Source organism: Pseudomonas sp. TE21394 (assembly GCF_054057835.1).
Map to the genome: position 1 here is coordinate 3,805,727 of NZ_JBSRZR010000001.1, position 24,341 is coordinate 3,830,067.

General features: G+C 63.5%; 20 protein-coding genes. 4 read left to right on the forward strand and 16 right to left on the reverse strand.

Features of this window, described 5'->3' with window-relative positions; genetic code table 11:
• From nuoM to ACVWZT_RS17470, 12 genes are all read right to left on the reverse strand, one after another.
• Nucleotides 1-1,533, reverse strand: a complete 1,533-nt coding sequence (nuoM, locus tag ACVWZT_RS17415; RefSeq protein ID WP_170030746.1) for an NADH-quinone oxidoreductase subunit M — start codon at nucleotides 1,531-1,533, stop codon at nucleotides 1-3.
• A 40-nt stretch (nucleotides 1,534-1,573) separates the two neighbouring features.
• Nucleotides 1,574-3,427, reverse strand: coding sequence for an NADH-quinone oxidoreductase subunit L (gene nuoL / locus ACVWZT_RS17420; RefSeq protein ID WP_296233348.1), 1,854 nt, complete (start codon nucleotides 3,425-3,427; stop codon nucleotides 1,574-1,576).
• Nucleotides 3,424-3,732 (reverse strand): NADH-quinone oxidoreductase subunit NuoK, encoded by a 309-nt coding sequence (gene nuoK / locus ACVWZT_RS17425; RefSeq protein ID WP_008096201.1) that lies wholly within the window; start codon nucleotides 3,730-3,732, stop codon nucleotides 3,424-3,426. The genes nuoL and nuoK overlap by 4 nt, the downstream gene beginning before the upstream one ends.
• A gap of 3 nt (nucleotides 3,733-3,735) precedes the next feature.
• On the reverse strand, nucleotides 3,736-4,236 hold the full coding sequence (gene nuoJ, locus ACVWZT_RS17430; RefSeq protein ID WP_170030742.1) for an NADH-quinone oxidoreductase subunit J: 501 nt from the start codon (nucleotides 4,234-4,236) through the stop codon (nucleotides 3,736-3,738).
• A 10-nt stretch (nucleotides 4,237-4,246) separates the two neighbouring features.
• Nucleotides 4,247-4,795, reverse strand: a complete 549-nt coding sequence (gene nuoI, locus ACVWZT_RS17435) for an NADH-quinone oxidoreductase subunit NuoI (RefSeq protein ID WP_016488223.1) — start codon at nucleotides 4,793-4,795, stop codon at nucleotides 4,247-4,249.
• An 11-nt stretch (nucleotides 4,796-4,806) separates the two neighbouring features.
• Nucleotides 4,807-5,814 (reverse strand): NADH-quinone oxidoreductase subunit NuoH, encoded by a 1,008-nt coding sequence (gene nuoH / locus ACVWZT_RS17440; protein ID WP_296233356.1) that lies wholly within the window; start codon nucleotides 5,812-5,814, stop codon nucleotides 4,807-4,809.
• The gene (gene nuoG / locus ACVWZT_RS17445; protein ID WP_457470441.1) at nucleotides 5,811-8,525 is read right to left on the reverse strand and encodes an NADH-quinone oxidoreductase subunit NuoG; all 2,715 of its coding nucleotides are present in this window, start codon (nucleotides 8,523-8,525) and stop codon (nucleotides 5,811-5,813) included. Before nuoG ends, nuoH begins: the two co-directional genes overlap by 4 nt.
• A 133-nt stretch (nucleotides 8,526-8,658) precedes the next feature.
• Nucleotides 8,659-10,038 carry an NADH-quinone oxidoreductase subunit NuoF gene (gene nuoF, locus ACVWZT_RS17450; RefSeq protein ID WP_296235241.1) on the reverse strand — a complete coding sequence of 460 codons (1,380 nt, stop codon included), beginning with the start codon at nucleotides 10,036-10,038 and terminating at the stop codon, nucleotides 8,659-8,661.
• Nucleotides 10,035-10,532, reverse strand: a complete 498-nt coding sequence (gene nuoE, locus ACVWZT_RS17455; protein ID WP_003251433.1) for an NADH-quinone oxidoreductase subunit NuoE — start codon at nucleotides 10,530-10,532, stop codon at nucleotides 10,035-10,037. The genes nuoF and nuoE overlap by 4 nt, the downstream gene beginning before the upstream one ends.
• A gap of 2 nt (nucleotides 10,533-10,534) precedes the next feature.
• Nucleotides 10,535-12,316, reverse strand: a complete 1,782-nt coding sequence (gene nuoC, locus ACVWZT_RS17460) for an NADH-quinone oxidoreductase subunit C/D (RefSeq protein WP_296235240.1) — start codon at nucleotides 12,314-12,316, stop codon at nucleotides 10,535-10,537.
• 78 nt (nucleotides 12,317-12,394) lie between these two features.
• Nucleotides 12,395-13,072 (reverse strand): NuoB/complex I 20 kDa subunit family protein, encoded by a 678-nt coding sequence (locus ACVWZT_RS17465; RefSeq protein WP_003251429.1) that lies wholly within the window; start codon nucleotides 13,070-13,072, stop codon nucleotides 12,395-12,397.
• Between the two features lie 9 nt (nucleotides 13,073-13,081).
• The gene (locus ACVWZT_RS17470) at nucleotides 13,082-13,495 is read right to left on the reverse strand and encodes an NADH-quinone oxidoreductase subunit A (RefSeq protein ID WP_003251427.1); all 414 of its coding nucleotides are present in this window, start codon (nucleotides 13,493-13,495) and stop codon (nucleotides 13,082-13,084) included.
• A 1,250-nt stretch (nucleotides 13,496-14,745) separates the two neighbouring features.
• Between ACVWZT_RS17470 and ACVWZT_RS17475 the strand changes: the two genes are divergently transcribed.
• Nucleotides 14,746-15,009 carry a DUF3077 domain-containing protein gene (locus tag ACVWZT_RS17475; protein ID WP_457472096.1) on the forward strand — a complete coding sequence of 88 codons (264 nt, stop codon included), beginning with the start codon at nucleotides 14,746-14,748 and terminating at the stop codon, nucleotides 15,007-15,009.
• A gap of 236 nt (nucleotides 15,010-15,245) precedes the next feature.
• Here the strand turns inward: ACVWZT_RS17475 and aceA are convergent, their stop codons facing one another.
• Entirely contained in the window at nucleotides 15,246-16,571 is a 1,326-nt protein-coding gene (gene aceA / locus ACVWZT_RS17480) for an isocitrate lyase (RefSeq protein ID WP_296235238.1), read from the reverse strand.
• A gap of 487 nt (nucleotides 16,572-17,058) precedes the next feature.
• Nucleotides 17,059-17,793 (reverse strand): secretin N-terminal domain-containing protein, encoded by a 735-nt coding sequence (locus ACVWZT_RS17485; RefSeq protein ID WP_457470443.1) that lies wholly within the window; start codon nucleotides 17,791-17,793, stop codon nucleotides 17,059-17,061.
• A gap of 149 nt (nucleotides 17,794-17,942) precedes the next feature.
• On the opposite strand from ACVWZT_RS17485, the gene ACVWZT_RS17490 reads away from it, so the two are divergent.
• On the forward strand, nucleotides 17,943-19,652 hold the full coding sequence (locus ACVWZT_RS17490) for a S8 family peptidase (protein ID WP_457470445.1): 1,710 nt from the start codon (nucleotides 17,943-17,945) through the stop codon (nucleotides 19,650-19,652).
• A gap of 82 nt (nucleotides 19,653-19,734) precedes the next feature.
• Nucleotides 19,735-21,177: a SulP family inorganic anion transporter gene (locus ACVWZT_RS17495; protein ID WP_457470447.1), complete on the forward strand. Its 1,443-nt coding sequence runs from the start codon at nucleotides 19,735-19,737 to the stop codon at nucleotides 21,175-21,177.
• A 67-nt stretch (nucleotides 21,178-21,244) separates the two neighbouring features.
• Here the strand turns inward: ACVWZT_RS17495 and fusA are convergent, their stop codons facing one another.
• Entirely contained in the window at nucleotides 21,245-23,356 is a 2,112-nt protein-coding gene (gene fusA, locus ACVWZT_RS17500) for an elongation factor G (protein WP_457470449.1), read from the reverse strand.
• Between the two features lie 73 nt (nucleotides 23,357-23,429).
• Nucleotides 23,430-23,855, reverse strand: a complete 426-nt coding sequence (locus tag ACVWZT_RS17505) for a hypothetical protein (protein WP_296235233.1) — start codon at nucleotides 23,853-23,855, stop codon at nucleotides 23,430-23,432.
• A gap of 183 nt (nucleotides 23,856-24,038) precedes the next feature.
• On the opposite strand from ACVWZT_RS17505, the gene ACVWZT_RS17510 reads away from it, so the two are divergent.
• Nucleotides 24,039-24,341: a hypothetical protein gene (locus ACVWZT_RS17510; RefSeq protein WP_296235232.1), complete on the forward strand. Its 303-nt coding sequence runs from the start codon at nucleotides 24,039-24,041 to the stop codon at nucleotides 24,339-24,341.

Here is a 24,341-nt window from a genome sequence, read left to right on the forward strand (position 1 = left end):
TTACCGGGCCGAAGCGAGTTGAGTGAAAGCGGAACCGAGCCACTGCTGCACACCACTCATGGTGGCGGCAGAGGTGTCGAGGAACGGCTGCGGATACACGCCCAGCAGGATCAGCAGTACAGCCAGACCCAGGACCATGATCAGCTCGCGACCGTCCATGCCGGCCAGCACGCTGTCGGCCTTGGCCGGGCCGAAGTAGGCGCGGTGGATCATGATCAGCGAGTACACCGAACCGAACACCAGGCCAGTGGTGGCGATCACGGTGATCCATGGCACGCTGGCGAAGCTGCCAATCAGGATCAGGAATTCGCCGACGAAGTTGCCGGTGCCGGGCAGGCCCAGGGAGGCGGCGGCGAAGAACAGGCTGATGGCCGGCAGGTAGGCGATGCGGTGCCACAGGCCGCCCATTTCGCGCATGTCACGGGTGTGCAGGCGCTCGTACAGTTGACCGGCCAGGATGAACAGCGCCGCAGCCGACAGGCCGTGGGCCAGCATCTGGATCACCGCGCCTTGCAGGGCCTGCTGGCTGCCGGAGTAGATACCGATCAGCACGAAGCCCATGTGCGAGACGCTGGAGAACGCGACCAGGCGCTTGATGTCGGTTTGCGCGAAGGCCAGGAAGGCACCGTAGAAGATACCGATCAGGCCCAGGGTCATGGCGATCGGCGCGAACTCGGCCGAGGCATTCGGGAACAGTGGCAGGGCGAAGCGCAGCAGGCCGTAGGCCGCAGTCTTCAGCAAGATACCGGCGAGGTCCACGGAGCCTGCGGTCGGCGCCTGGGCGTGAGCGTCAGGCAGCCAGGAGTGGAACGGCACCACTGGCAGTTTCACCGCGAAGGCGATGAAGAAGCCCAGCATCAGCAGGTACTCGGTACCGGCTGGCAGTTCAGCCTTCAGCAGGTCGCTGTAGTTGAAGGTGATCACCCCGGTGTTGGTGTAGTTGACCAGCACCAGGCCAAGGATCGCCACCAGCATGATCAGGCCGCTGGCCTGGGTGAAGATGAAGAACTTGGTCGCCGCGTAGATCCGGGTCTTCTTGCCGTCTGCCGAGCTGTGACCCCAGAGCGCGATGAGGAAGTACATCGGCACCAGCATCATTTCCCAGAAGAAGAAGAACAGGAACAGGTCCAGGGCCAGGAACACGCCGACCACGCCGCCGAGGATCCACATCAGGTTGAGGTGGAAGAAGCCGACGTGGCGCTGGATTTCTTTCCAGGAGCACAGTACCGACAGCACACCGAGCAGGCCGGTGAGCAGGATCATCAGCAGCGACAGGCCGTCGAGGGCCAGGTGGATGCTGATGCCGAAGCGCTGGATCCACTGGACTTTGTATTCCAGGGCCCAGGCCGGTTCGGCGCCCGGAGCAGGGGCGAGGGTGTAGTCGCCGTTAGCCCACAGCCACAGGCCGATGCCGAGCAGCAGGGACATGGTCAGCAGCGCGATCCAGCGCGGCAGGGTGGCGCCGAAGCGCTCACCCAGCCAGCACAGGAAGCCGCCGATGAAGGGGATCAGGATCAGCCAAGGCAAAATCATGACGGGTTGGTTTCCTTTGGCAAAGTCGCAAGATTCATAGTCATACCGCAGCCACTACCACGGCACCGAGCACCAGCACGGCACCCACGGCGATAGAGGCGGTGTACCAGCGCAGCTGGCCAGTCTCGGTCTTGCTCATGGCGACGTGGCCGCCACGCGCCATCCGGGGAATCAGGCCGATGGTGCGGTCAACCGGGTCCTTGCGCAGGATGTGGCTGATCAGCAGGTACGGTTTGACGAAGAGCTTGTCGTAGATCCAGTCGAAGCCCCAGGCAGCGAACCACCAGGCCGACAGGACCCGGCCGATGCCACTGTTGGCCACGGCGCTGACGAAGCGGCGCTTGCCCAGGAACAGCAAGGCCGACAGCAGGATACCGGCGATGGCGATGGCACCCGAGGTGAGCTCCAGCGCGTGCTTGGCTTCGCCACCGGCGTGGCCGGCGCTTTCCGGCAGCACGCCTGCCAGCGGCGGGGTGATCCAGGCGCCGACGAAGGTCGACAGCACGATCAGCACGCCCAGCGGCAGCCAGTGGCTGATGCCGTGGCCCGCGTGAGCTTCGGTCTTGGCTTCGCCGTGGAAGGCGATGAAGATCAGGCGGAAGGTGTACAGCGAGGTCATGAACGCACCGACCAGGCCGGCATACAGCAGGCCGGTGTTGCCGCTGGCGAAGGCTTCCCAGAGGATCTCGTCCTTGGAGTAGAAGCCCACGGTCACGATCGGCAGGGCGGCCAGGGCGGCACCACCGACCACGAAGCTGGCGTAGGCCAGCGGCAGTTTCTTCCACAGGCCGCCCATCTTGAAGATGTTCTGCTCGTGGTGGCAGGCAACGATCACCGCACCGGAAGCCAGGAACAGCAGGGCCTTGAAGAAGGCGTGGGTCATCAGGTGGAAGATCGCCGCGTCCCAGGCACCCACGCCCAGGGCCAGGAACATGTAGCCGATCTGGCTCATGGTCGAATAGGCGAGGATACGCTTGATGTCGGTCTGTACCAGCGCGGCGAAGCCGGCCAGTACCAGGGTTACGCCACCGACCACGCCGACCAGGTGCAGGATGTCCGGGGCCAGCAGGAACAGGCCGTTGGTGCGGGCGATCAGGTACACGCCCGCGGTCACCATGGTTGCCGCGTGGATCAGTGCGGAGACCGGAGTAGGGCCGGCCATCGCATCGGCCAGCCAGGTCTGCAGTGGCAGCTGCGCCGATTTACCGACCGCACCACCCAGCAGCATCAGCGTGGCCAGGACCATCCAGGTGTCGCCAGCCTGGAACTTCTGCGGTGCCAGCACCAGCAGTTCCTGCACGTTCAGGGTACCCAGCTGGGCAAACAGGATGAACAGGCCGATGGCCATGAACACGTCGCCGATGCGGGTGACGATGAACGCCTTGAGTGCCGCGTTACCGTTGTTGCGGTTGCTGTAGTAGAAACCGATCAACAGGTACGAGCACAGGCCCACGCCTTCCCAGCCGAAGTAGATGAACAGCAGGTTATCGCCAAGGACCAGGAACAGCATGCTGGCGATGAACAGGTTGGTGTACGAGAAGAAGCGCGAGTAGCCGGCTTCGCCACGCATGTACCAGGAGGCGAACAGGTGGATCAGGAAGCCGACACCGGTGACCACGCCGAGCATTGTCACGGACAGGCCATCCAGGTACAGGGTGAAGTTCGGCGCGAAGCCATCCACCGACATCCACTGCCACAGCAGCTGGCTGTACGCACCGCCTTCAGGCGGGGCGACGTTGAATTGCCAGATGACGTAGGCAGCCACGGCGGCCGACAGGCCCACCGAGCCGACGCCGATCAGGGCCGACAGGTTCTCCGAGAAGCGCCCGCGCGAGAACGACAGCAGCAGGAAGCCGAGGAGGGGGAAGACGAAAGTCAGGAAGAGAAGGTTCATCCGCGCATCTCACTGGCAGCATCGATGTCGAGAGTGTGGAAGCGGCGATACAGCTGCAGCAGGATGGCCAGGCCGATACTGGCCTCGGCAGCTGCCAGGCTGATCACCAGAATGAACATCACCTGGCCGTCGGGCTGGACCCAACGGGCACCGGCGACGATGAACGCCAGGGCAGAGGCGTTCATCATGACTTCCAGGCTCATGAGCACGAAGAGGATGTTGCGGCGGACCATCAGGCCAACCAGACCTAAGCAGAACAGGATGCCGGCGACCGCCAGACCATGCTCGAGAGGGATAGCGCCCATGATTTACTCCTTCGCCTCGTTGCGGCCCAGGTGGAAGGCGGTGACGGCTGCAGCGAGCAGCAGCATCGACGCCAGTTCGACCACCAGCAGGTACGGGCCGAAAAGGCTGATGCCCACGGCTTTCGGGCCTACGGTGGTACCGCTGATGGCGGCGCCGCTCGGGGCGACGAACAGCACGTACAGCAGCTCCAGCAGCAGCAGGGCGGCGAGGATCACCGGCCCGGCCCAGATGCCGGGCTTGAGCCAGCCGCGTTCCTGGGCGACCGAAGCCGGCCCGAGGTTGAGCATCATCACCACGAACACGAACAGCACCATGATGGCGCCGGCGTAGGCGATCACTTCCAGGGCGCCGGCGAACGGCGCACCCAGGGCGAAGAAGATCATGGCCACGGAAATCAGCGAAATGATCAGGTAAAGCAAGGCGTGCACGGGGTTGGTTCCGGTCACCACCCGAAGGGTGGAGAGCACGGCGATCCCGGATGCGAAGTAGAAAGCGAATTCCATCTTTCTGTCCTTATGGGAGCAAGCTCTTCACGTTGATCGGCTCGGCTTCGTTCTGCGCAGCGCCTTTCGGCTTGCCAGCGATCGCCATACCCGCAACACGGTAGAAGTTGTAGTCAGGGTTCTTGCCGGGGCCGGAGATCAGCAGATCTTCTTTCTCGTACACCAGGTCCTGACGCTTGAACTCGGCCATTTCGAAATCCGGAGTCAGCTGGATCGCGGTGGTCGGGCACGCTTCTTCACACAGGCCGCAGAAGATGCAGCGCGAGAAGTTGATGCGGAAGAACTCCGGGTACCAGCGGCCGTCCTCGGTCTCGGCCTTCTGCAGCGAGATACAGCCGACCGGGCAGGCCACCGCGCACAGGTTGCATGCCACGCAGCGCTCCTCGCCATCGGGGTCGCGGGTGAGGACGATGCGGCCGCGGTAGCGCGGCGGCAGGTAAACGGGTTCTTCGGGGTACTGCAGGGTATCGCGCTTGCGGAACCCGTGGGAGAACACCATGGCCAGGCTGCGCAGCTGGGTGCCGGTGCCCTTAACGATGTCGCCGATATACTTGAACATGGGTCAAATCCTCACTGGGCCGCGACGGCTGGCGCGTTGTAGAGCACGAGCGCAGCGGTCACCAGCAAATTGATCAGGGTCAGCGGCAGGCAGAACTTCCAGCTGAAGTCCATCACCTGGTCATAGCGTGGGCGCGGGATCGAGGCGCGCAGCAGGATGAACAGCATGATGAAGAACGCGGTCTTCAGCGCGAACCAGAGGAACGACAGCTGCGGCAGGATGCCGAACGGGCCGTGCCAGCCGCCGAAGAACAGGGTCACCAGCAGCGCCGAGATGAGGATGATGCCGATGTACTCACCGACGAAGAACATGCCCCATTTCATGCCGGCATACTCGATGTGGTAGCCATCGGCCAGTTCCTGTTCCGCTTCCGGCTGGTCGAACGGGTGACGGTGAGTCACGGCGACGCCAGCGATGAAGAAGGTGCAGAAGCCGAAGAACTGCGGAATGATGAACCACAGGTTCTGTGCCTGGTAGTCGACGATGTCGCGCATGTTGAACGAGCCCACCTGCACCACCACGCCCATCAGCGCCAGGCCCAGGAACACTTCGTACGACACGGTCTGTGCCGAGGCACGCAAGCTGCCCAGCAGGGCGTACTTGTTGTTCGACGACCAGCCGGCGAACAGCACCGCGTACACCGACAGGCCGGCCATGGCGAAGAAGAACAGCAGGCCGATGTTGAGGTCGGCAACGCCCCAGGTCGGGGTGATCGGGATGACCACGAAGGCGATCAGCAGGGCGCTCATGGCCACGACCGGTGCCAGGGTGAAGATCACGCGGTCGACGAAGGGTGGGTTCCAGTCTTCCTTGAAGAACATCTTCAGCATGTCGGCAGCAATCTGGAACATGCCGAACGGGCCGACGCGGTTCGGACCGTAACGGTCCTGCCACCAGCCCAGCAGGCGACGCTCGACGAAGCTGAGCAGGGCACCGCAGACCACCACCGCCAGCAGGACCACGACGGCCCGCAGCACGGAGAGGATCACATCGATCACTTCGGGGGTGAACCAGCTCATTGTGCTGCCTCCTGCAGACCTTCGACGGATGCACCGAAGATGGCAGGCGGAATGCCGGCCAGGCCTTTCGGCAATGCGACCAGGCCAGCGCCCAGCTGTTCATTGATGCGCAGAGGCAGACGCAGGGCCACACCACCGACCGTCAGGCTCAGCAGGGCGCCGTCGTTGACACCCAGGCGGTCGGCTTCGGACTTGGCCAGGGCCACGTAGGCAGCCGGGATGCGTTCTTGCACCGGAGCGGCGCGCGAGGAGCTTTCTTCGCTGCCGAACAGGTGGAAGAACGGCACGGCGGTCCAGGTGCCACGGGCCGGGTTGAAGGCCCCCGGAATGCTGGTGAACCAGTTCAGGCGGTCGCCCTGCGATTCGATCAGGCGCACGCCCGGGTCACCGGCTCGTAGGTGGCCACCAACCTCGTCCTGGAACTTGTTCCAGGCCTGCGGCGAGTTCCAGCCCGGCGACCAGGCGAACGGCACCTGCTGGCGCGGTTCGGCGGAGCCCGAGTAGCCTTCCATGGAGAAGGCGAAAGCGGTGTCCTTGTCCTGCGGGGTACGTGGCTCATGCACGCTGATGTTGGCGCGCATGGCGGTACGGCCGGAATAGCGCAGCGGTTCGCGGGCCAGTTTCAGGCCCTTGATGCGGAACGCGGCAGATGGCGCGGCGTTGACGATGCCAGCCAATTGCGGGGCGGCTTCGGCGCAGGCGCTGGTCACGTGGTCCAGCTGGGTCCAGTCGACCGGCTTGTTCAACAGGGTGGCACGCAGGGCGTGCATCCAGCGCCAGCCTTCGTGAACCAGGATGCTGCTGTCCAGGTATTGCGGGTCGAACACCTGGAAGAAGCGCTGGGCGCGACCTTCCTGGCTGACCAGGGTGCCGTCGCCTTCGGCGAACGAGGCGGCCGGCAGCACCAGGTGGGCGCGGTCGACGGTCGCGGTTTTCGAGTGGTCGGCAACGATTATCACCTTGGCTGCGGCCAGGGCAGCGTCGACCTTGGCCGCCGGCACGCGGGCATACAGGTCGTTTTCCAGCACCACGATGGCGTCGGCCTTGCCACTGATGACGGCGTCCAGCGCAGCGTCGACGGACTCGCCACCGAGCATGGCCATGCCCAGGCTGTTGGCTTCAGGCACCACCAGGCTCAGCGAACCGTTCTTCTCGCGCAGCTTCAGCGCCTTGGCGATGTTGGCGGCGGCTTCGATCAGCGCCGGGTCGGCCAGCGAGGTACCGGCGACCACCAGTGGGCGCTGGGCGGCGACCAGGGCGTCGGCGATGCGCTGGGCCAGTGCTTGCGCGTCGGCATCCAGGCCGGCAACGGCAGGCGCGCTCGGGTCGATGGCGTGGGCCACGGCGAAACCGATGCGGGCCAGGTCGGCCGGGGCGGCGTGCACGCACTCTTCGGCGACGTCGTCCAGCTTGGTTTCCGCCAGCGAAGCGATGAACAGCGGGTACAGCGCGTGCTGGCCGATGTTCTTCACGGCCGCGTCGAGCCACGGCTGCACCTTCATCGCTTCGGCCATGGCCTCGGCCTTGCCCTTGGTGGCCTGACGCACGGCCAGGGCGACGCGGGCAGCGGTCTGGGTCAGGTCTTCGCCGAGCACGAACACGGCGTCGTGGTCTTCGATGTCGCGCAGGGTCGGCACCGGCAGCGGGCTGTTGTTCAGTACGTTCAGGGCCAGGCGCACGCGGGCCAGCTCGCCGGCTTCCATACCCGAGTAGAAGTACTCGGCGCCGACCAGCTCACGCAGGCCGTAGTTGCTTTCCAGGCTGGCGCGCGGCGAGCCGATACCGACGATGGTACGCCCGCGCAGCAGGTCGGCGGCCTTGTCCAGGGCGGCATCCAGGCTCAGCTTGGTACCGTCGGCCAGTTGCGGCTGGCGTGGGCGATCCTTGCGGTTGACGTAGCCGTAGCCGAAGCGGCCACGGTCGCACAGGAAGTACTGGTTGACCGAACCGTTGAAGCGGTTTTCGACCCGGCGCAGTTCGCCGTAGCGCTCGCCCGGGCTGATGTTGCAGCCGCTGGAGCAACCGTGGCAGATGCTCGGGGCGAACTGCATGTCCCACTTGCGGTTGTAGCGCTCGGAGTGGGTCTTGTCGGTGAACACGCCGGTCGGGCAGACCTCGGTGAGGTTGCCGGAAAATTCGCTTTCCAGCACGCCGTCTTCGACGCGGCCGAAGTACACGTTGTCGTGGGCGCCGTAAACGCCCAGGTCGGTACCGCCGGCATAGTCCTTGTAGTAGCGCACGCAGCGGTAGCAGGCGATGCAGCGGTTCATCTCATGGGCGATGAACGGGCCGAGGTCCTGGTTCTGGTGGGTACGCTTGGTGAAACGGTAGCGGCGCTCGTTGTGGCCGGTCATTACCGTCATGTCCTGCAGGTGGCAATGACCGCCTTCCTCGCACACCGGGCAGTCGTGCGGGTGGTTGGTCATCAGCCATTCGACGACGCTGGCGCGGAACGCCTTGGATTCTTCATCGTCGATGGAGATCCAGGTGCCGTCGGAGGCAGGGGTCATGCAGGACATGACGATACGACCACGGGTATCGTTCTCGTCGGTGTACTGCTTGACCGCGCACTGCCGGCAGGCGCCAACGCTACCAAGCGCCGGATGCCAGCAGAAATAAGGGATGTCGAGGCCGAGCGACAGACAGGCCTGTAACAGGTTGTCTGCACCGTTGACTTCGAGCGCTTTGCCGTCTACGTGGATAGTGGCCATTGTTCAAAGTTCTTCGTTGGCCCGCGTGAGCGGGCGTGGCTAATGGAAATCGGTGAGCTTGCGACACGCCACGAGCGACTCGGGCCTGGCGGCAAGCTGGCGAGTGGCACGGACCACTCGGCCAATCATCTTTTTATGCGCCGACCACGATCGGCCCGGCCTGGATTGGCTTGGCCAGGTCTGGGCGCAGGGTGTCGCCAGCGGATGCTGGAGCAACCCCGGCCTCGAACTCGGACCGGAAGTATTTGATGGCACTGCCCAGCGGCTCGACCGCACCCGGTGCGTGAGCACAGAAGGTACGGCCTGGGCCGAGGAAGTTGACCAGGCCCAGCAGCGTCTCGATGTCTTCCGCGCGGCCCTGGCCTTTTTCCAGTGCGCGCAGCATCTTCACGCTCCACGGCAGGCCGTCACGGCAGGGCGTGCACCAGCCGCACGACTCGCGGGCGAAGAATTCTTCCATGTTGCGCAGCAGCGAGACCATGTTGATGCTGTCGTCCACCGCCATTGCCAGGCCGGTACCCATGCGCGTGCCGACCTTGGCGATGCCGCCGGCGTACATCTGCGCGTCGAGGTGCTCGGGCAGCAGGAAGCCGGTACCGGCGCCGCCTGGCTGCCAGCACTTGAGCTTGAAGCCATCGCGCATGCCGCCGGCGTAGTCTTCGAACAGCTCGCGGGCGGTGACGCCGAACGGCAGTTCCCACAGGCCCGGGTTCTTCACCTTGCCGGAGAAGCCCATCAGCTTGGTGCCGTGGTCTTCGCTGCCTTCGCGGGCCAGCGACTTGTACCAGTCGTTGCCATTGGCGACGATGGCCGGCACGTTGCACAGGGTTTCGACGTTGTTGACGCAGGTCGGCTTGCCCCACACGCCCACGGCGGCAGGGAAGGGCGGTTTGGAACGCGGGTTGGCGCGGCGGCCTTCCAGCGAGTTGATCAGCGCGGTTTCTTCACCGCAGATGTAGCGGCCGGCGCCGGTGTGCACGAACAGCTCGAAATCGAAACCGCTGCCGAGGATGTTCTTGCCCAGCAGGCCGGCGGCCTTGGCTTCCTCGATGGCGCGGTTGAGGTGCCTGGCGGCGGTGGTGTATTCGCCGCGCAGGAAGATGTAGCCACGGTAGGCCTTCAGGGCGCGGGCGCTGATCAGCATGCCCTCGACCAGCAGATGGGGCTGTTGCTCCATCAGCATGCGGTCCTTCCAGGTGTTCGGCTCCATTTCGTCCGCGTTGCACAGCAGGTAGCGGATGTTCATGGATTCGTCTTTGGGCATCAGGCCCCACTTCACGCCAGTGGGGAAGCCTGCGCCACCACGGCCCTTGAGGCCGGAGTCCTTGACGCTCTGCACGATGTCGTCGGCGGACATCTGCGCCAGCGCCTTGCGCGCCGCGGCGTAGCCGTTCTTCGACTCGTATTCGGCCAGCCAGACCGGCTCGCCGTCGTCACGCAGGCGCCAGGTCAGCGGGTGGGTTTCGGCCGTGCGCGCGATGCGGTTGGCCGGGCCGAAGGAAGTAATGGTCATACGTAACCCTCCAGCAGTTTGGAAACGCCAGCCGGCTGCACGTCACCGAAGGTGTCGTCGTCGATCATCAGCGCCGGGGCCTTGTCGCAGTTGCCCAGGCAGCACACCGGCAACAGGGTGAAGCGCCCATCGGCGGTGGTCTGGCCGAGACCGATACCCAGCTCGCTCTGGATCTGGCTGACCACCGACTCGTGGCCACCGATGTAGCAGACCATGCTGTCGCATACACGGATGATGTGACGGCCGACCGGCTGACGGAAGATCTGGCTGTAGAAGGTGGCCACACCCTCGACGTCGCTGGCCGGGATGCCCAGTACTTCGCCGATGGCGTGGATGGCGCCGTCCGGCACCCAGCCACGTTCCTTCTGGACGATCTTCAGGGCTTCGATGGACGCCGCGCGCGGGTCCTCGTAGTGATGCATTTCGTGCTCGATGGCCGAGCGCTCGGTTTCGCTCAGGGCGAAACGGTCTGTCTGGATAAGCGTGCTGTTCATGCTTAGCGGTCCACGTCAGCCATAACGAAGTCGATACTGCCCAGGTACGCAATGAGGTCGGCGACCATGCTGCCTTTGATCACCGAAGGGATCTGCTGCAGGTGCGGGTAGCTCGGGGTACGGATCCGGGTGCGGTAGCTCATGGTGCCGCCATCGCTCGTCAGGTAGTAACTGTTGATGCCCTTGGTCGCCTCGATCATCTGCAGCGACTCGTTGGCCGGCATGACCGGGCCCCACGAAACCTGCAGGAAGTGCGTGATCAGGGTCTCGATGTGCTGCAGGGTGCGCTCTTTCGGTGGCGGCGTGGTCAGCGGGTGGTCCGCCTTGTACGGGCCTTCCGGCATGTTGCGCAGGCACTGGTCGATGATGCGGATACTCTGGCGCATCTCCTCGACACGGACCATGCAGCGATCGTAGGCATCGCCGTTGTGGGCCAGCGGTACTTCGAACTCGAAGTTCTCGTAGCCGGAGTAGGGGCGGGCTTTGCGCAGGTCGAAGTCGCAACCGGTGGCACGCAGGCCGGCGCCGGTAGTGCCCCAGGCCAGGGCTTCCTTGGTGTTGTACGCGGCAACGCCGATGGTACGGCCCTTGAGGATGCTGTTCTGCAGAGCAGCCTTCTCGTACTCGTCGAGGCGTTTCGGCAGCCATTCGACGAAGTCCTTGACCAGCTTGTCCCAGCCGCGCGGCAGGTCGTGGGCGACGCCACCGATGCGGTACCAGGCCGGGTGCAGGCGGAAACCGGTGATCGCTTCGATCACGGTATAGGCGCGCTGGCGGTCGGTGAAGGTGAAGAACACCGGGGTCATGGCGCCGACGTCCTGGATATAGGTACCCAGGAACAGCAGGTGGCTGGTGATACGGAAGAACTCGGCCAGCATCACGCGGATGGTGTCGACCTTCTGTGGCACCTTGATGCCGGCCAGCTTCTCGACCGCGAGCACGTACGGCAGGTTGTTCATCACCCCGCCGAGGTAGTCGATACGGTCGGTGTAGGGGATGAAGCTGTGCCAGGACTGGCGCTCGGCCATCTTCTCGGCACCACGGTGGTGGTAGCCGATGTCCGGCACGCAGTCGATGATCTCTTCGCCGTCCAGCTGCAGGACGATACGGAAGGCACCGTGCGCCGAAGGGTGGTTGGGGCCGAGGTTGAGGAACATGTAGTCCTCGTTGGCGCCCTGGCGTTTCATGCCCCAGGCTTCCGGGTTGAAGCGTGCCGACTCCTCTTCAAGCTGCTGCTTGGCCAGGGTCAGGCTGTAGGGATCGAATTCGGTGGCGCGGGCCGGATAGTCCTTGCGCAGCGGATGGCCTTCCCAGGTGGGCGGCATCATGATGCGGCTCAGGTGCGGGTGGCCGGCGAAGTCGATGCCGAACATGTCCCAGACTTCGCGCTCGTACCAGTTGGCGTTCGGCCAGATACCGGTCACGGTCGGCAGGTTCAGGTCGCCTTCGCTGAGCGACACCTTGATCATCACATCGCTGTTACGCTCGATCGACAGCAGGTGGTAGAACACGCTGAAGTCGGCGGCTGGCAGGCCGCGGCGCTGGGTGCGCAGGCGTTCGTCGACGCCGTGCAGGTCGTACAGCATGCTGTACGGCTTGGCCACGCCGCGCAGGAAGCTGAGCACCTCCTTGAGCTGTTCGCGCTTGACCCACAGCACGGGCATGCCGGTGCGGGTTTCCTGAGCGACGAATGCTTCGGCGCCAAAACGGTTGTGCAATTCGACGACCACATTCTGGTCGTCTGCCTTGTAGGGCGGAATGAAAATAGCGTTGTCCGCTGTCATGGTCTCGGTCGCTTTGGGTCAACGTTAAGAATGAAGCCAGGCCGCCGGCTCCGGTGGAGCGGGCGGCAGGTCGCTGGATCAGACTTCGTCGGGGCTGCGCAGGTTGGTTACGGCAATGCGCTGCTCACGACGCAGGTCCTTCTGGGCTGGCATCTCGGCACGGTAGATGCCTTGATCACCAACAACCCAGGAAAGCGGGCGTCGTTCTTGGCCGATCGACTCCTGCAGCAGCATCAAGCCTTGCAGGAAAGCCTCAGGGCGCGGCGGGCAGCCGGGCACATAGACGTCCACGGGGAGGAACTTGTCGACCCCCTGAACAACCGAGTAGATGTCGTACATGCCACCGGAGTTGGCACACGAACCCATGGAAATGACCCATTTCGGCTCGAGCATCTGCTCGTACAGGCGCTGGATGATCGGCGCCATTTTGACGAAGCAGGTACCGGCGATGACCATGAAGTCGGCCTGACGCGGCGAGGCCCGGATGACTTCGGCGCCGAAGCGGGCGATGTCGTGGGGTGCCGTGAAGGCCGTGGTCATTTCCACGTAACAGCAGGACAGGCCGAAGTTGTACGGCCAGAGGGAGTTCTTGCGGCCCCAGTTGACCGCGCCACGAAGCACATCTTCGAGCTTGCCCATGAAGATGTTCTTGTGGACCTGGTCCTCCAGCAGTTGATCGGTGACGGTTTCCCGTTCACCGACCGGGTACTGCTCGTTGGGCGCATCCGGATCGATTCTGGTGAGATTGTATTGCATGCCAAAGCCTCATTGTTTCAGCTTCGCTTGCCGCTTGCGGCGACCTTCGGGAGCCCAGTCAAGTGCCCCGACGCGCCAAAGGTAGACAAGACCTGCCAACAGAATTGCTATGAAAACGAGTGCTTCGACGAATCCGGTCCAGCCGCTTTCGCGGACGGACACAGACCATGCAAAGAGAAAGAGGGCTTCGATATCGAAGATCACGAACAGCATCGCGACCAGATAGAATTTGGCGGACAGGCGCAGGCGGGCGCTGCCGACGGGCAGCATGCCGGATTCGAAGGGTTCGTTCTTGGCGCGGCCCCAGGCCTTGCTGCCGAGCAGGCTGGACAGGCCAAGCATGAAGGCGCACAGGCCGACGACACCCAGGAGGAAGATGGCAAAGCCCCAGTTGTGGGCGATGAGTCCTGCCGAATCGGACATGCTAGCAATCCTTATACAGAGACCCAGCTCTGCAGTCTGAAATAAGTGTAGAGCGGCGACCTGGTGTCGCACATGCAGTGACCAAATGTCGCAGCTGAATCAATCGGGCTGATTTTATGGGTAAACCCGGTGCAAGTAAAATTTCTGTCGCAAATTTATTCGTAGGATTAAGTACAAATTCCGCTTGTAACCGGCTGAAAGCCTTGAGGTTAGGGCATTGCGTGTGGTTTTGTTAATTATGTTTCTTGCGCCGGGTAACGAATTGCAAGTTTCGAAATGATAATTAATATCATTTGATCTGATGCCTGATGTTTTCCCTGTTCTGCGTCTTGTAAAGTTCATCTGGCGATTCCCCCTACTTGTAAATGCCAAAAACGCCTGTTCTAGCAGCTTCCGGAACCGTTCGCCCCGCTCTGGGTCAATATTTTATCGATCAAGCAAGCGATCGCCCCCTGGCCGAGCCAGTAGGTGAGGATGATCTGGGCGAGCGCGGTGCTATCGTTGGCCCGTGCATATATAGAAGGCAGCGGTCGCTGGTGCGGGAATGATCGTATGCCTTGGGTTGAGCGGGGCGGTCCTTGCTGCTGTGCTGCTGCAAGCATAGACCTGATTGTGGATTTGGGAGGTGACTCGTTTGGATAGGGGGAGGGCTGGCAGGTGTCTGCCTTTAGGTTTTCAGCACCTGTGAGATCGAGCGCCGCCCGCGCGGCGCTTCGCGGGGCAAGCCCGCTCCCACATTTGTTGCAACGTGCCGAACCTGTCAGGCCATGGTTGCCTGCCTTGGCGCATGTCTTGAGACTGGTGAGGCGGCGGCAGCGCCAGCCGAGAAATTGAGTCAGACCCACAAGGCTCACAACCATGGCCTAATAGACATGGCCACGTTGCAACAAATGTGGGAGCGGGCTTGCCCCGCGAAGCGCCGCGCGGGCGGCGCTCGATCTACGCAACACCGCAAAAACCAAGGCGGGCACCTCGCCGCCCTGACGCAATCGGGCACAGAACGCCTGGCATGTCGGATTTAACCCCTTCCCTGTAGGCCATTTCCTAAACATTCTCCTGCCGCGCATTTTCCGTTGCCGCTGCTGTGGCAGCGCTCTAGTCTCGGCCTGTCGTTGCTCATCAACGATACAGCTTTGACAGGCTGTGAGGGCTTGCCCGCTCCAGCAGGGTCACCACAGCCTTCAAGATTTGCACAGTCCCTGTGGGAGTGGGCGCGCCCAGGCATTCGCAAAATTCCAGGGGACACAACAATAACCACAGAAAACACCCAATTCACCGTCGGCAAAACCACCTTCCACCAAGGCGAAAACGGCACCCGCCCGCTGTTCCGAATCGAGCCAGGCATTCCCTGTCGCGACGCCCGCGAGCAATCTTCGGAACTGATGGGCTATGTACGCGAGCTGACCATCACTGGCCTGATGGATGAGAAGCCGATGATGATCTGCGCCGGCCACTATTTGAGCGCGATGGCCAAGGCGCTGATGGATGATGCAGAGCTGGGCATGAAGCACTGAGGTACTACCGGCAGGCGCGATTTCTCCTGTGGGAGCGGGCTTGTGTCGCGATTGGGGGGCGAAGCGCCCCCGCGGATCGGTGCATCGTCGCAAGATTGCCGGGGCCGCTCTGCGGTCCATTCGCGACACAAGGCCGCCCCAACATGTTTGGCTAGCCTGTTGCCCGCCAGTACACGCAAAAACAAAGGCCCGGGGCTTTCACAAGCCCCGGGCCTTCCTTCAACAACAACCCACTATCAGTGGAACTGTTCTTCCTCGGTCGAGCCGGTCAGTGCCGTCACCGACGAAGCCCCACCCTGAATCACGGTGGTCATGTCATCGAAGTAGCCAGTACCCACTTCCTGCTGGTGCGCCACGAAGGTGTAGCCTTTGCTGGCATCGGCAAATTCCTGCTCCTGCAGCTTCACGTAGGCGGTCATGTCGTTGCGGGCGTAGTCGTGCGCCAGGTTGAACATGCCGTGCCACATGTTGTGAATGCCGGCCAGGGTGATGAACTGGTGCTTGTAGCCCATGGCCGACAACTCGCGCTGGAACTTGGCGATGGTCGCGTCGTCCAGGTTCTTCTTCCAGTTGAAGGAAGGCGAGCAGTTGTACGACAGGATCTGGTCCGGGTATTCCTTCTTGATCGCTTCGGCGAAGCGGCGGGCTTCGTCCAGGTCCGGCTTGGCAGTTTCGCACCAGATCAGGTCGGCGTACGGCGCGTAGGCCAGGCCGCGGGAAATGGCCTGGTCGAGGCCGGCGCGTACCTTGTAGAAGCCTTCGCGGGTGCGTTCGCCGACCACGAATGGCTGGTCGTACGGGTCGCAGTCGCTGGTCAGCAGGTCGGCGGCGTTGGCGTCGGTACGGGCCAGGATGATGGTCGGCACGCCCGATACGTCAGCGGCCAGGCGCGCGGCCACCAGCTTTTGCACGGCTTCCTGGGTCGGTACCAGCACCTTGCCACCCATGTGGCCGCATTTCTTCACCGAGGCCAGCTGGTCTTCGAAGTGCACGCCGGCGGCGCCTGCCTCGATCATGTTCTTCATCAGCTCGTAGGCGTTCAGCACGCCGCCGAAACCGGCTTCGGCGTCTGCCACGATCGGCGCGAAGTAATCGATATAGCCGTCGTCGCCCGGGTTCTTGCCGGCTTTCCACTGGATCTGGTCGGCACGACGGAAGGCGTTGTTGATGCGCTTGACCACGGTCGGCACAGAGTCGACCGGGTACAGCGACTGGTCAGGGTACATCGACTCGGCCGAGTTGTTGTCGGCGGCAACCTGCCAGCCCGACAGGTAGATGGCCTGGATGCCAGCCTTGACCTGCTGCACTGCCTGGCCGCCGGTCAGGGCGCCCATGCAGTTGACGAAATCTTTTTCTGGGCGGAAGGACGGGTGGGCACCTTCGGTGACCAGCTTCCACAGTTTTTCTGCACCCAGGCGGGCCAGGGTGTGCTCCGGCTGCAAGGAGCCACGCAGGCGAACGACATCAGCGGCGGTGTAGGTACGGGTCACGCCTTTCCAGCGCGGGTTCTCGGCCCAGTCTTTCTCGAGGGCTGCAATTTGCTGTTCGCGTGTCAGTGCCATGGAAATAAACCTCGTCGCATCGATCTTGGGGTAATTGTGCTGATGCTCGGGGCCGATCAGGGAAGCTGGCGGCTGTCTTGTTCATGGGTGTGCGGCGGCGAACGCGAAGGCTCGAAGGGAAGGGGGCAGGCCAGGCGCAAGGAACTCCGGCAGTTCGGCTCGTGGTTGCCTTGCTGCGGTGCTACGCGATTGCCAGTACTGCGGTGATGCGCTTCCGTCCCTCGGGACAACTTCTTCGTTGCAGTCGCAATCCCGTCGAACCGCCTTGTGGGCCGTATAGACACGAGACGCCTCCAGGGGTGGAAGGAGCGCGCCTCGAAGGCCCTTGCCAGGGCCCCTGATTAGCGGGAGCGAGGCCATCATGCCCTTGGCAAAAAGACCCTGTCAAATGTTTTGTAGTGGTTTTTGGTGCTTACTACATCTTTGGTCTAATGCGACTCGGCAGTCAGTTTCAAGGCCTTTGGTCGAGGCCTTGAGCCGCCTGGGATCAATCGACAAGGTCGACTTTTACCCGCAAAGTCATGTTTTCACCACGCTGGGTGCTGTAACTATGGCTGGATGCCCTGCGCTCGGCCTGGCTCTGCTGGTTGAAACCGGCCAGGGTGATCCACTCGCCGAGCCTGCCGGTGACCGTCGTGTCGGTGCTTTGCACTTTCACTACATCGGCACGTTCCTGGCTGATGCGGTCATTATTGCTGCTTATTTGCAGGCGAACCGTATCGCCGCTCAGGCTTGTCGTAACGTAGAAACCCTGGGTCACGTTGCGGTATTCGGTGTTGCTCTGCAGGCGCCCGTAGCTGTCGCTGCTGGTGCTGGTAACCGGGATGCTCTGGCCAACCTGGATCAGCGCCGGCTGGCCTTCGCTGGCCTGAACCTGTTGCATGCCGCCGTCGCGGTTGCTGGTGCCGTAGTGGATGACTTGCGCGTTGCCGCGGTTGTCCTGGAAGTTGCTGTCATTGTTGTCGACGCTGATCAGCAGGCGCTTGGGCGCAGTGTCCAGTTGCTGCAGCAGGGCGCGCAGGTCGTCGATGCGTTCGGCGCTGGCGTTGACGATCAGCTTGTTCTCGAAGGCAGTGACGCTGCCGTCCTTGCCGATGAACGCCTGCGCCGCCGGCAGCAGTTCGTTGCTGCTGCGATGTTGCAGCGGCACGACCTCGGTGGCGGCGTGGACGGTAAGGCTGGTAGCCAGCAGCAGCGAGGCGAAAAGCGGGCGTAGCGGCATGTGGATGATCTCCGCGGGTGGAAACAACATGATGGCAAATTTGTAGCGCTTGTGCCGGGTCCAGGTCACAAGTTGGCCTTCATGCAGCTGAACCTTGGCGCTGGTCGGGCAGTCGGAATGTCAGGAAAGGCGGGGGGGGGGCTGATTGGATGAAGCGCCATGTCATCACACTGATGATGATCTTCAGTTGTGCCGTGTCGGCGCAAGCGGACACGCTGCGCATCAAGCAACTGCAGCGTTGCGGCGACCTGTTGAGCGAAGCTGAACAGCAATGGTGCGTGCGAACCGAGGGCCTGGGCCCCGGTGTGCCGATTGTCCGACTCGGCGAGACGCAACTGGAGCAGGCTGGCGTCGAACGGCTTGGCGACACGCTGAGGCTGACCCTGGCCAAGCACGAGCAACGCAGCGCGCCGCTGTGGCTGCAAGACGGTGAGCGGACCAGCAATGCCGTCTGGTTGACCCGTCAACGCAGCCACGTTGTTGCCGCTGGGCCTGGCGAAGTGGCGAAGAACATGGATGGCCTGACCACCTACCTCGACCTGGTCAGCCTGTTGATCGAAGAAAAATACGATGGTGCAGCCGAAGCCCGGCGTATCGCCGACAAATACGCCGCCCAGGTGGTCGGTGCCATCCCGCCGTTGAACGTTTACCAGTTGCGCTTGCCGGTGCGTGACCTGGTGCAGCGCGATGCGCTGGTCCTGCGCATCGGCACCGAGGTCAGCGTGGATGCCGTAATCGTCGAGGAGTCCGCACCCGAACGCGGCGAGGAGGGTGAAGGCAGCGGGCAGTCGGCCATCGACCAGGCAGACGAATGGGCCGCCAACCGGTTCATGGATGCGCTGTACTTCTACCAGCGTCGCATCCCCGCTTCCGGGGTGCCGGTGCAGCCGGTACGCGTTGGGGTGATCGAGCGCGAGGTGGACTTCGATGCGCCGCCCTTCGGCGCCTACCGAGGCGCTTGTGGCAAAGGGCAGACCTGCCTGTATGGCCCCGACGGCGATCGCCCGGGCAGCCATGGTAGCCATGTGGCGGGCATCCTGGCAGCCCGGGGGCAGGGCTTCCTGCCCGGGCTGGGCAAGCACAGTCCCGGTTTCGAGGTGATCGTCGGGCGCAACTCGGACGCCGGGATCACCGCCAATATCGCTGCCTCGGTGAACCTGGTCGAAGACGGTGTGCGGGTGTTGAACTGGAGCTGGGGCGTCCACCGGGTCGGCGCGAAGAACGTGCAGGGGGATGAGGTCGAGTCGCTGGTGCGATCGGGGTTGGCGATGAGTGGCTATGAGGAGCTGCTCGAAGAATTCTTCCTCTGGCTGCGGGCCAGGCATCCCGATGTGCTGGTGGTGAACTCGGCAGGCAATGGGGCGTCCTGGTCGGGCACCGATGAATATCGGCTGCCTTCCTCGTTCGTCACCGAGCAGCTGCTGGTAGTGGGCGGGCATCAGCGCAGTGACCAGGCGGTGCCGGTCGAAGACCCTCGGCATGTCCGCAAGCGCCACAGCTCGAACATCGACATGCGCGTGGATATCAGTGCTGCCGCGTGCATTCGCCCGGTCGCCGCCGATCGGCCGCACTGCGGCACGTCATACGCCACACCGCTGGTCACGGCCACCGTGGCGACCATGCTGGCGATCAACCCGGCCCTGACCCCGCAGCAGGTGCGCATGTTGTTGCGGCGCAGCGCCCTGACCCTGGGCAGCGAACAGGATTTCGAGGCCATGGATGCCGAAGACCTGACCGCGCCGATACTGCCGTCGGAGCGCGGCGGGCGGCTGGACCACCCGGACCTGGGGCGCTCGGCACGCCTGGACATGCAGCGGGCATTGGACCTGGCCATACAAAGCCGGGACCGGGTGCGCTGAACGGTGGCTGCTGGCAGACAAATTCCGTAACATCGCGCCCCTCGTTTTTCCCGTCCGCCCCGGACTGCACCACAGGATCCCCATGAAACCCGCCCGACTCCGCGCCGACCTGCTCGCCGGCCTGACCACTTCGTTCGCCTTGGTGCCCGAATGCATCGCGTTCGCCCTGGTGGCCCACCTCAACCCGCTGATGGGCCTGTACGGGGCGTTCATCATCTGCACCCTGACGGCGCTGTTCGGCGGTCGACCGGGGATGATTTCCGGCGCGGCCGGCTCGATGGCGGTGGTGATCGTCGCCCTGGTGGTGCAACACGGCATACAGTACCTGTTGGCGACGGTACTGCTGGGTGGCGCGCTGATGATCCTGTTCGGCTTGCTGCGCCTGGGCAAGCTGGTGCGCCTGGTGCCGTACCCGGTGATGCTCGGTTTCGTCAACGGTCTGGCGATCGTCATCGCCCTGGCGCAGCTGGAACACTTCAAGCAAGGTGGGCAGTGGCTCAGTGGCACCCCGCTGTACCTGATGGTCGGGCTGGTGGCGCTGACCATGCTGGTGGTCTATGTATTGCCGAAGCTGACCCGCGCGGTGCCGCCAGCGTTGGTGGCGATCCTTGGCGTCGGCTTGCTGGTCTACCTGCTCGGCCTGCCTACCCGCACCCTGGGCGACATGGCGCAGATTTCCGGCGGCCTGCCACAGCTGGCCCTGCCGGACGTACCCTGGAACCTGGCAACCCTGAAAATCGTCGCGCCCTATGCGCTGCTGATGGCCATGGTCGGCCTGCTGGAAACCCTGCTAACCCTCAACCTGACCGATGAAATCACCGAGAGCCGCGGCTTCCCGGACCGCGAATGCGTGGCCCTTGGCGCGGCCAACATGGTGTCCGGCCTGTGCGGTGGCATGGGCGGTTGCGCGATGATCGGCCAGACGGTGATCAACCTCAGCTCCAACGGCCGTGGGCGGCTATCGGGGGTGGTGGCCGGGGGCATGGTCCTGCTGTTCGTGCTGTTCCTGGCCCCGCTGATCGAACGCATTCCGCTGGCAGCACTGGTCGGGGTGATGTTCGTGGTGGCGCAGCAGACCTTCGCCTGGGCGTCGCTGCGGGTGCTGCACAAGGTGCCGCTGAACGATGTGCTGGCGATCATTGCGGTAACCGTGGTCACGGTGTTCACCGACCTCGCCGTGGCAGTGTTGTTCGGCATCATCATCGCCGCGCTGAACTTTGCCTGGCAGCATGCGCGAGAGCTGTATGCCGACAGCCATGAAGACGGCGAAGGGGGCAAGCATTACCGGCTGCATGGCACGCTGTTCTTTGCCTCGACCACCGCGTTCCTCGAACAGTTCGACACCGCCAACGACCCGGCCCGGGTCACGCTGGACTGCCAGCATCTGAGCTTTGTCGATTACTCGGCGATTGCGGCGCTGCAGACCTTGCGCGAACGCTATGCCAAGGCGGGCAAGCACGTGCGCGTGGTGCATTTGTCGGAGCGCTGCAGGAAGCTGCTGAAGCGGGCGGGCGAGCAGCACTGAAAGCGGGGTTGCCTGTACCAGCGTGTTCGCGAGCATGCCCGCGAACACGCTGGTACAGGCAAGAGGTCTATTCCCCGCGGTTCTTCTTCACGATGGCATCGGCGATGCTTGCCGGCGCCTCGGCATAGCGGGTGAACTCCATCGAGAAGCTCGCCCGGCCCTGGGTCATCGAGCGCATGGAGGTGGCGTAGCCGAACATCTCGCCCAGCGGCACTTCGGCACGGATCACCTTGCCGGCCGGCGTTTCGTCGCCGTCCTGGATCATCCCGCGGCGCCGGCTGAGGTCGCCGAGGATATCGCCCTGGTACTCTTCGGGCGTGACCACTTCCACCTTCATCACCGGCTCCAGCAGCACCGCGCCACCTTTCTGCGACAGCTGCTTGGTGGCCATCGAGGCCGCGATCTTGTAGGCCATTTCGTTGGAGTCGACATCGTGGTACGAGCCGTCATACACCGCAGCCTTCAGGTTGATCAGCGGGTAGCCGGCAAGCACGCCGTTCTTCATCTGCTCTTCGATACCCTTCTGGATCGCCGGGATGTACTCGCGCGGTACCACGCCACCGACGATCTCGTTGATGAATTCCAGGCCTTCCTTGCCCTCGTCGCCGGGGGCGAAGCGGATCCAGCAGTGGCCATACTGGCCACGGCCACCGGATTGGCGGACGAAGCGGCCTTCGATCTCGCAGGTGTTGCGGATCTTCTCACGGTAGGCCACCTGCGGTTTGCCGATATTGGCCTCGACATTGAACTCGCGGCGCATGCGGTCGACGATGATGTCCAGGTGCAGCTCGCCCATCCCCGAGATGATGGTCTGGCCGGTCTCTTCGTCGGTGCGCACGCGGAATGACGGGTCTTCCTGCGCCAGCTTGCCCAGGGCGACGCCCATTCTCTCTTGGTCGGCCTTGGTTTTCGGTTCCACGGCCACGGAAATCACCGGGTCGGGGAAATCCATGCGCTCGAGGATGATCGGCTTGTCCAGGTCGCACAGGGTATCGCCGGTGGTCACGTCCTTCATGCCGATCAGGGCGGCGATGTCGCCGGCGCACACATCCTTGATTTCTGCACGCTGGTTGGCGTGCATCTGCACCATGCGGCCGATGCGTTCCTTCTTGCCTTTGACCGAGTTGAGCACCGCGTTGCCGGAGCTGAGCACGCCGGAATAGACCCGGGCGAAGGTCAGGGTGCCGACGAACGGGTCAGTGGCGATCTTGAACGCCAGGGCCGAGAACGGCTCGCTGTCGTCGGCGTGGCGCTCCAGATGCTTGTCTTCGTCGTCCGGGTCGGTGCCCTTGATAGCGGGGATTTCCGACGGCGCGGGCAGATAGTCGATGACCGCATCGAGCATCAGCGGCACGCCCTTGTTCTTGAATGAGGAGCCGAGGATGGTCGGCACGATTTCGTTGTTCAGGGTGCGCTTGCGCAGGCCGGCCTTGATCTCTTCGATGCTCAATTCTTCGCCATCGAGAAACTTGCCGAGCAGCTCGTCATCGGCCTCGGCTGCCGCCTCGACCATGTGCGCCCGCCATTCATCGGCCAGCGCCTGCAGGTCGGCGGGGATGGCCTCTTCGCGATAGCTGGTGCCCTGGTCCGCCTCGTTCCAGTAGATGGCCTTCATCTTCACCAGGTCGATCTGGCCCTGGAACTTTTCCTCGCTGCCGATGGCCAGCTGGATCGGCACCGGGTGGTGGCCCAGGCGCTGGTCGATCTGTTTGACCACGCGCAGGAAGTCGGCGCCCTGGCGGTCCATCTTGTTGATGTAGGCCAGGCGCGGCACGTGGTATTTGTTGGCCTGGCGCCACACCGTCTCGGACTGTGGCTCTACCCCGTCGGCGCCGCTGAATACCACCACCGCGCCATCCAGAACGCGCAGCGAGCGCTCCACTTCGATGGTGAAGTCGACGTGGCCTGGTGTGTCGATGATATTGAAGCGGTACTTGTGGGCGAACTGCTTGGTCGAGCCCTGCCAGAACGCGGTGGTCGCCGCCGACGTGATGGTGATGCCGCGCTCCTGTTCCTGGGCCATCCAGTCCATGGTCGCGGCGCCATCGTGCACCTCGCCCATCTTGTGGTTGACCCCGGTGTAGAACAGGATCCGCTCGGTGGTCGTGGTCTTGCCAGCATCCACGTGGGCGACGATGCCGATATTGCGGTACAGCTCGATGGGCGTTGTGCGGGCCATGGCGGACTACCTGCGAATGGTCGGATTCCACCACGTTAGCAGACCGGCAGAATCCTGCCGTGCCGCCGGGCTGTCAGTCAGCCTGGGCCTGCAGCAGCCATTGGCCATCTTCTTCGCGCGCCAGGCCGCTGGCCGGCAGCAGGGCCAGCAGGCGGCTGTGCAGGGCGGCTTCGGTAAAGGTCTTGAGCGTGGCCAGGTCCAGGTCGCCGGTTAGGTTGAGGTCGGCCTTGGTGTACGACAGCCAGGCCTTTTTCAGTACCTGGGCAACGTCGCTGGCAGCTGTGCTGGCGAAGCGGCGGTGCCACGGGTGGCCGTCGAAAGTGAAGGTGTGGGTGTGGCTGTAGCTGCTCTGGTCGCCACCTTCGGCGCAGCGGTGGCAGCGGCACGGGCCTTCGCCGAAGGCATTGCGCAGGTAGCTGTTGAAGTCCACCACAGGCTTGAGGGACAGGCGTTTGTCGACTTCGAACAGGTCGGCGATCAGGGGTTCTTCGGCGCTCACTCGGGGAATCCTCGTGTAGGTGGCGTGCATCGGCGGGCACCCTAACAGATCGGGCCCTTCAGATCACCTCTTGCAGCCCCGGCCTCTTCGCGGGCGCGCCCGCGAAGACCGGTAGAGACAAGCGGGAACACCTGCCGTACTCTACGCGCCCATACGCCTACCCACCCACCGAGGTAACCCCGCTTGAGCAGCCAGTACCCGTACATCGCCACCATCACCGTCAGCGCCGAAGACCGTGGCGGCGACGCCGAAGCCTCGGAGAACCCGGGCATGCGCGTTGGCCTGGAGGCCGTCACCGAAACGCTGAAGAAAGTGCATTTCGTCGGTACGCTGGCAGCCCCGGAAAAGCCCGCCACGCACATCTGCGTGACGCTGGAGAACGGCCTGGCCTACTACGGCCCGATCGTCAACGGCCACGCCGAACTCGAAGGCGGCTGGATTGCCTTCGAGTCGGACATGCTCACCCCACAAGAACTCGGCCTGTAA

What these genes read in the sequence shown, in the direction of transcription:
- nuoM (WP_170030746.1), bottom strand. Translation starts at nt 1,533, where the DNA reads ATGATTTTGCCTTGGCTGATCCTGATCCCCTTCATCGGCGGCTTCCTG.
- nuoL (WP_296233348.1), bottom strand. Translation starts at nt 3,427, where the DNA reads ATGAACCTTCTCTTCCTGACTTTCGTCTTCCCCCTCCTCGGCTTCCTG.
- nuoK (WP_008096201.1), bottom strand. Translation starts at nt 3,732, where the DNA reads ATGGGCGCTATCCCTCTCGAGCATGGTCTGGCGGTCGCCGGCATCCTG.
- nuoJ (WP_170030742.1), bottom strand. Translation starts at nt 4,236, where the DNA reads ATGGAATTCGCTTTCTACTTCGCATCCGGGATCGCCGTGCTCTCCACC.
- nuoI (WP_016488223.1), bottom strand. Translation starts at nt 4,795, where the DNA reads ATGTTCAAGTATATCGGCGACATCGTTAAGGGCACCGGCACCCAGCTG.
- nuoH (WP_296233356.1), bottom strand. Translation starts at nt 5,814, where the DNA reads ATGAGCTGGTTCACCCCCGAAGTGATCGATGTGATCCTCTCCGTGCTG.
- nuoG (WP_457470441.1), bottom strand. Translation starts at nt 8,525, where the DNA reads ATGGCCACTATCCACGTAGACGGCAAAGCGCTCGAAGTCAACGGTGCA.
- nuoF (WP_296235241.1), bottom strand. Translation starts at nt 10,038, where the DNA reads ATGACCATTACTTCCTTCGGCCCGGCCAACCGCATCGCGCGCACGGCC.
- nuoE (WP_003251433.1), bottom strand. Translation starts at nt 10,532, where the DNA reads ATGAACAGCACGCTTATCCAGACAGACCGTTTCGCCCTGAGCGAAACC.
- nuoC (WP_296235240.1), bottom strand. Translation starts at nt 12,316, where the DNA reads ATGACAGCGGACAACGCTATTTTCATTCCGCCCTACAAGGCAGACGAC.
- ACVWZT_RS17465 (WP_003251429.1), bottom strand. Translation starts at nt 13,072, where the DNA reads ATGCAATACAATCTCACCAGAATCGATCCGGATGCGCCCAACGAGCAG.
- ACVWZT_RS17470 (WP_003251427.1), bottom strand. Translation starts at nt 13,495, where the DNA reads ATGTCCGATTCGGCAGGACTCATCGCCCACAACTGGGGCTTTGCCATC.
- aceA (WP_296235238.1), bottom strand. Translation starts at nt 16,571, where the DNA reads ATGGCACTGACACGCGAACAGCAAATTGCAGCCCTCGAGAAAGACTGG.
- ACVWZT_RS17485 (WP_457470443.1), bottom strand. Translation starts at nt 17,793, where the DNA reads ATGCCGCTACGCCCGCTTTTCGCCTCGCTGCTGCTGGCTACCAGCCTT.
- ACVWZT_RS17490 (WP_457470445.1), top strand. Translation starts at nt 17,943, where the DNA reads ATGAAGCGCCATGTCATCACACTGATGATGATCTTCAGTTGTGCCGTG.
- ACVWZT_RS17495 (WP_457470447.1), top strand. Translation starts at nt 19,735, where the DNA reads ATGAAACCCGCCCGACTCCGCGCCGACCTGCTCGCCGGCCTGACCACT.
- fusA (WP_457470449.1), bottom strand. Translation starts at nt 23,356, where the DNA reads ATGGCCCGCACAACGCCCATCGAGCTGTACCGCAATATCGGCATCGTC.